The 6,402-nt window shown below is 75.4% G+C and carries 5 protein-coding genes; 3 read left to right on the top strand and 2 right to left on the bottom strand.

Features of this window, described 5'->3' with window-relative positions:
* Window positions 1-254: 254 nt before the first annotated feature.
* The 3 genes from ACH499_RS20740 to ACH499_RS20730 all read left to right on the top strand — a co-directional run bounded on the left by ACH499_RS20740 (window position 255) and on the right by ACH499_RS20730 (window position 4,053).
* A complete protein-coding gene (locus tag ACH499_RS20740) occupies window positions 255-440 on the top strand; it encodes a hypothetical protein (protein WP_399017428.1) in 186 nt (61 codons plus the stop codon).
* 143 nt (window positions 441-583) lie between these two features.
* Window positions 584-3,697, top strand: coding sequence for an AAA family ATPase (locus tag ACH499_RS20735; RefSeq protein WP_399017503.1), 3,114 nt, complete (start codon window positions 584-586; stop codon window positions 3,695-3,697).
* 38 nt (window positions 3,698-3,735) lie between these two features.
* Window positions 3,736-4,053 carry a DUF6191 domain-containing protein gene (locus ACH499_RS20730; protein WP_399017426.1) on the top strand — a complete coding sequence of 106 codons (318 nt, stop codon included), beginning with the start codon at window positions 3,736-3,738 and terminating at the stop codon, window positions 4,051-4,053.
* Between the two features lie 20 nt (window positions 4,054-4,073).
* On the opposite strand, the gene ACH499_RS20725 is transcribed toward ACH499_RS20730, so the two are convergent.
* Window positions 4,074-5,273: a PQQ-dependent sugar dehydrogenase gene (locus ACH499_RS20725; RefSeq protein WP_399017424.1), complete on the bottom strand. Its 1,200-nt coding sequence runs from the start codon at window positions 5,271-5,273 to the stop codon at window positions 4,074-4,076.
* A 57-nt stretch (window positions 5,274-5,330) separates the two neighbouring features.
* Window positions 5,331-6,329: an aldo/keto reductase gene (locus tag ACH499_RS20720; RefSeq protein WP_356200657.1), complete on the bottom strand. Its 999-nt coding sequence runs from the start codon at window positions 6,327-6,329 to the stop codon at window positions 5,331-5,333.
* Window positions 6,330-6,402: the final 73 nt, after the last annotated feature.

The raw sequence follows: 6,402 nt of genomic DNA, 5'->3' as shown, positions 1-6,402 counted from the left end.
GTCGTGCTGACCCTGCCCCCCGCGGGGTCACCGTGGTGTCCCGGGGGGCCGGGGCTGGGGCGCGCCGAGGCCCGGGACCCCTCACGCGCGTCTAAGGCCCTCACCCGCGCGACTAAGCCCCCTCGCGCGTCCCTAAGACCCCGGCCGGCGTGGAAGATGCGGAACTTACCCGATGTGGCCGGCCCCCCCGGGCGACGAAGGTTGATCCATCGCGACCAGCGACACCACGACCCGCACTCACCGAGGGGCACACCATGCTCGAGTTCGAGACCCAGCAGTTCCGCACCGCCGAACTGATCCGCAGGGCCGAGGAGGAGCGGATGGCCCGCGAGGCCCTGCGCGCCCTGCGCGCCGCGCGCCGCGCCGCCCGCCGCGACGCCGCCGGTCAGGAGAGCCATACGTCCCGGTTCCGCAGGCACCGGTTCGCCCGGGCCGCGTGAACGGGAGCAACGGGGAGGGAGGCCGCACGGCTTCCCTCCCCGTCGCCGCGTCGCCCGCCGTCCTCTCCGTGCCCGGGGCGCCGGCCGCCCCCGCCGCCGTCCGCCTGCTGAAAACCGGTGCCCCGCCGTCGGACCCGCGTGCCATGCTCGGCACCGTGGAGAACAGGTCCGTCAGCCCCGTCTTCGTCGGCCGCGCCGGCGAGCTCGGCACCTTGAACGACGCCCTCGCCCGCGCCCGCGGCGAGGACCCCGCCGGGGCACCCGGCACCGGGGGAGAGCCCCAGGCACTTCTGCTCGGCGGCGAGGCGGGCGTCGGCAAGACCCGCCTCGTCGAGGAGTTCGCCGCAGCCGCACGCCGGCAGGGCGCCGTCGTCGCGCTCGGCGGCTGCGTCGAGATCGGCGCCGACGGGCTGCCCTTCGCCCCCTTCTCCACCGCCCTGCGCGCCCTGCGCCGCGAACTGCCCGCCGAACTGGCCGCCGCCGCCGCGGGCCAGGAGGAGGAACTGGCCCGGCTGCTGCCCGAACTGGGCGACACGGACACCGGCCCCGGCCGGCACGACGAGGAGAGCATGGCCCGGCTCTTCGAGCTGACCGCCCGGCTGCTGGAACGCGTCGCCGCCCGTCACACCGTCGTCCTCGTCCTGGAGGACCTGCACTGGGCCGACGCCTCCACCCGGCACCTGATCGCCTACCTCTTCCGCACCCTGCGCACCGGCCGCCTCGTTGTCCTCGCCACCTACCGCTCCGACGACATCCACCGCCGGCACCCGCTGCGCCCCCTGCTCGCCGAACTCGACCGGCTCCGCACCGTCCGCCGCCTCGAACTCGGCCGCTTCACCCGCGAGGAGGTCGGCCGCCAGCTCGCCGGGATCCTCGCCCACGAACCCGACCCCCGCCAGGCCGACGAGATCTTCGAACGCTCCGACGGCAACGCCTTCTTCGTCGAGGAACTGGCCGTCGCCGCCCACGGCGGCTGCCGCGCCGGCCTCACCGACTCCCTGCGCGACCTGCTCCTGGTCCGCGTCGAGGCCCTGCCCGAGAGCGCCCAGCGGGTCGCCCGGATCGTCGCCGAGGGCGGCTCCACCGTCGAGTACCGGCTCATCGCCGCCGTCGCCCGGCTCGCCGAGGACGACCTGATCGAGGCGCTGAGGGCCGCCGTGAACGCCAACATCCTGCTGCCCGCGCCCGACGGCGACGGCTACCGTTTCCGTCACTCCCTGGTCCGCGAGGCCGTCGCCGACGACCTGCTGCCCGGCGAGCGCTCCCGCCTCAACCGCCGCTACGCCGAGGCCCTCGACGCCGACCCCGCGCTGGTGCCCGCCGCCGAACGCGTGATGCGCCTGGCCAGCTACTGGTACCACGCCCAGGACCCCGCCAAGGCCCTGCCCGCCGTGCTCGACGCCTCCGTGGAGGCCCGCCGCCGCCACGCCTACTCCGAGCAACTGCGCCTGCTGGAGCGGGCCATGGAACTGTGGGACGCCGTCCCGGACGCCGTGCGCGCCACCCTGCGCCCGGTCGACTGCACCGAGGTCTACCCGCCCTGCGGCCGCGACCCCGAGACCGCGCCGCTGAGCTATCTGGACCTGATGGCCGAGGCCGCCGTCGCCGGACGGCTGTGCGGGGAGCGCGAACGCGCCCTCAAGATCACCAAGCGCGCGCTGCGCCTGCTGGACGAGGAGCAGGACGCGGGCCCCGACGCCAGGCCGAACGGACGCGACCCGCAGCGCGCCGCCTGGTTCTGGGCCCAGCGCTCCCTGCTCGTCCAGGCCCAGGGCCGCGGCGACGGATGGCGGGAGCTCGGCATCGCCCAGGAACTGGTGCGCGGCCTGCCGCCGTCCAAGATGCACGCCGAGGTACTGGCCATGGCCGCCAACTGGGCGATGCTCCACGACCCCGGCCCCGACGCCGTGAGCGCCGCCGAGCGCGCCGTGGAGTACGCGCGGATGGTCGGCGCCGCCGACATCGAGCTGAACGCCCGGCTCACCCTCGGCGGACTGATGGTCGACGCGGGCCACATCGACGCGGGGCTCGCCGAGATGTACCACGTCAGGGACCGCGTCGTGGCCCAGGGACAGGCCTCCCTCGTGGCCCGCAGCCACGTCAACCTGCCCTCCGTGCTGGAGGGCATCGGCCGCTCCGAGGAAGCCGTCGGCATCATGCGCGAGGGCATCGACCTCACCCGCCGCAAGGGCCTGCTGGAGTCCGAGGCCTGGGTGTTCGGCAACCTCGCCGAGTCCCTCTTCTCGCTCGGCCGCTGGGACGAGGCGGTCGAGGCCGCGATCACCGCCGGCGCCCCCGGCCGGGGTGCCGCACCGCGCGGCGGAGCCTGCCTCAAGCGCGCCGCCGTCGCCCTCGCCCGCGGCGGGACGGCCGACGCCGCCCGGTTGCTCGCCGACGCCCGCGCCGCCTTCGGCACGCACGAGCCCGTGCCCCAGCACCATCTGCCGCTGGCCGCCCTCACCATCGGCCTCGCCGCCGCCGAGGGCCGCTTCCCCGACGCCCGCGCCGAGGCCGGCCGGATCCTGGAGGCCGGCTTCCCGCCCGGCACCCAGCGCTACGGGTGGCCCCTCCTGCTGGCGGCCGCCGAGGCGGAGGCCGACGCACGTGGCCTGCCGGCCGCGCGGGAGGGCCGCGACGAGGCCCTGCGGCGCCTCGCCAAGGCGGCCAGGACGCTCACCACCGGGGCCCCCGTCTGGCACGCCCACGACCTGTGGGTGCGCGCCGAACTCGACCGGGCGCACGGGCGGGACACTCCGCGGGCCTGGTCGGAGACGGTCACCGCCTTCGAGCGCCTGCAACGGCCCTACGACCTCGCCCGCGTCCGGTACCGCCTGGCCGGCGCCCTGCTCGCCGACGGCGGCGAGGACGAACGCGCCCGTGCCACCGAACTGCTCCGGCTGGCCCGCACCGTCGCCGCCCACCTCGGCGCCCGCCCGCTCGGCGACGCCGTCGCCCGGCTCGCCCAGCGCGCCCGGGTCGGCCTCGGCCACGCCGACGGACCGGCCGCCGCACCCGCGGACCCCGTCAGGGCCCTCGGCCTCACCGGCCGGGAACGCGACGTGCTGCGCCTGGTCGCCGAAGGACGCACCAACCGGCAGATAGCCGAGGAGCTGTTCATCTCGCCGAAGACCGTGAGCGTCCACGTCTCCAACATCCTGGCCAAGCTCGGTGTCTCCGGGCGCGGCGAGGCCGCCGCGGTGGCGCACCGGCTCGCCCTGTTCCCGTCCGCAACCCTCCTGCCCGAATCCGCCGGCTGAGGCATACGCTGCGAAGGACGCCGATCGAGGGAGGCCGCGTGTTCAACGCTTTCGAGGAGCTGTTCGCCCCCGGTCGCAAGCACACCCGCGACGAGCGGAACCGGCTGGAGCTGACCCGGGCGGACGTCGGCGACGGCGACCCCGGCCACGGCCCGATCGACCTCGGCTCGGGCAAGGTCGTCGTCCACCTGCCGCACCCCAAGGACGGCGCGCACTCGGGGCGGGACGACGACTCCGCGCGGGACGACGACTCCGCGCGGGCCGCGGCGGAGGCGGACCCGGACGGCGGCCCGGAGCCCGACGGGCAAGAGCCCGGTGAGCCGGCCGCCGCCGAGGACCGGCCCGCCGCCGGCTGAGCCGTACGGGCCGTTTCCGGCTACCGCACCCGCAGCTCCAGGATCCGGTCGTCCCCGTCCTCGGGCTCGCCCCGGCCGTCCGTGTTGCTGGTCACGAGCCACAGCCTGTCGCCGCCCGCCGCGGCCACCGTGCGCAGCCGCCCGTACTCGCCCTTCAGGAAGGCCTGCGGTTCGGCCGCCGCGCCGGTCCCCGCGAGCGGGATGCGCCACAGCCGCTCCCCGCGCAGGCCCGCCATCCACACCGAACCCTCGGCGAAGGCGATGCCGCTGGGGGACGCCTCGTCGGTGTGCCACTGGGCGACGGGGTTCTGGAAGGCCGGGTCGTCGGACCTGCCCTCGGCCTTCGGCCAGCCGTAGTCGCCGCCCGGCTTGATCGCGTTCAGCTCGTCCCAGGTGTCCTGACCGAACTCCGAGGCGAACAGCCGCTGCTTCCCGTCCCAGGCCAGCCCCTGCACATTGCGGTGCCCGTACGAGTACACCGGCGAGCCCGGGAACGGGTTGCCCGGAGCCGGCTCGCCCTCGGGGGTCAGCCGCAGGATCTTGCCGGCCAGGGACTCCTTGTCCTGCGCCAGCCCCCTCTCACCGGTCTCGCCCGTACCCGCGTACAGCATGCCGTCCGGCCCGAAGGCGATCCGGCCGCCGTTGTGGATCACGCCCTTCGGGATGCCCTTGAACACCGTGTCCGGCGCGCCGAGCTGCTCACCCGCCGGCTTCTTCGCGTCGTACAGCATGCGCACGATGCGGTTGTCCGAGGCGGAGGTGAAGTACGCGTAGACCATGTGGTCCGACGCGTAGTCGGGGGAGAGCGCGATGCCGAGGAGACCGCCCTCGCCGGCCGCCGACACCCCGGGCACCTCGCCCACGTCCGTCTTCCGGCCCGTCTTCTCGTCGACCCGCGTGATCGTCGCCTCGTCGCGCGAGGAGACCAGCAGGCCGCCGCCCGGCAGCGGGGCCAGGCCCCAGGGGCTCTTCAGTCCCGTGGCGACCGTGCGGAGCACCTTCACGGAGCCCTTGGCCGGCACCGTCTCCTCTGCCGCCGGCCCCGAGGGCGACGATCCCGGCGTCGGGCGGCTCGCGGAGGCGCTCGGTTCCGAGCCCGACGGCTCCCCGTCGCCTGAGGAGCAGCCCGCCGTCAGTACGAGGGCGGCGGCCAGCACGGCCGTCACGGTTCGACGTCGCACGATCAAGGTCCCTTCGACGCGGCGGGTTCTCCCTGTCATACACCGCTCGGGCTCCCCAGGTTCCCGATCAACGGATCCGGAACCCGCGGCGGGCCCTCAGTCCCAGGAGCCCTGCGCCGCCGGCAGCGCCCGCACCTCCGCGAGGTCCCGTTCGGTCAGCCGCAGCGAGGCGGCCCCCGCGTTCTCGGTCACCCAGCGCTCCCGCTTGGCCCCCGGCACCGGCACCACGTGACGGCCCTGCGCCAGCACCCAGGCCAGCGCCACCTGCGCCGGTGTGACGTCGTCGCCGTGCCGGGCCGCGATCCGGCGCAGCCCGGCCACGATCGGCTGGTTGGCGGCCATCATCTCGGCGGTGAACCGGGGATGCCGGGCCCGCAGGTCCTCCGGCTCGAAACCCTGCCCGGGGGTCAGCGTGCCGGTCAGGAAGCCGTTGCCGAGCGGCATCGCGGCGAGGAAACCGACCCCGCGCGTGCGGCACCACGGCAGCAGGGTCCGCAGGGCCTCCGGCGACCACACCGACAGCTCGGCCTCGACCGCGCTCACCGGGAACACCTGCTGCACCCGCTCCAGTTGCCGGATCGTCGCGTCGTGCAGCCGCGCCCCCGGCCGCCGGGCCGACCGCGCGCCGACCGCGCACAGCCCGAGCGCCCGGACCTTCCCGGCCCGCACCAGCTCCGCCATGGCGCCCCACGTCTCCTCGACGGGCACCTCCGGGTCGGCGCGGTGCAGTTGGTACAGGTCGATGACGTCCGTCTGCAGGCGGCGCAGCGAGGCGTCGCAGGCACGCCTCACATAGCCGGGGCGGCCGTTGGCCACGATGTGCTGATCGCCCACCAGCAGACCGACCTTCGTCGACACGAAGGCGTCCGGGCGCCGCTCCTTCAACACCCTCCCGAGCAGCAGCTCGTTGGTGAACGGTCCGTACATGTCCGCCGTGTCCAGCAGGGAGACACCCAGGTCGAGAGCCCGGTGCACCGCCCTGGCCGACTCGTCGCCCCGCTGCCGCGACGCGCTGTACGCCCAGTTCATCGGCATGCACCCCAGCCCGACGGCCCCCACCGAGAGTGCCGTCGCGCCGATCGTCCTGCGCTCCACCTGGTCGTGACCCTCCCTCGTCCGGCCACCCAACCTAACCTCTGCCGTTCGGCGCCCCTGACATAGCCTCCTG

It is taken from the genome of Streptomyces sp. NPDC018947, assembly GCF_044390505.1.
Lineage (GTDB): Bacteria > Actinomycetota > Actinomycetes > Streptomycetales > Streptomycetaceae > Streptomyces.
This window is presented reverse-complemented; position numbering and strand designations above follow the sequence as displayed.

Bases quoted from the DNA above. Each gene is read 5' to 3' on its own strand.
- ACH499_RS20740 (WP_399017428.1), top strand. From the start codon at position 255: ATGCTCGAGTTCGAGACCCAGCAGTTCCGCACCGCCGAACTGATCCGC.
- ACH499_RS20735 (WP_399017503.1), top strand. From the start codon at position 584: ATGCTCGGCACCGTGGAGAACAGGTCCGTCAGCCCCGTCTTCGTCGGC.
- ACH499_RS20725 (WP_399017424.1), bottom strand. From the start codon at position 5,273: ATGACAGGGAGAACCCGCCGCGTCGAAGGGACCTTGATCGTGCGACGT.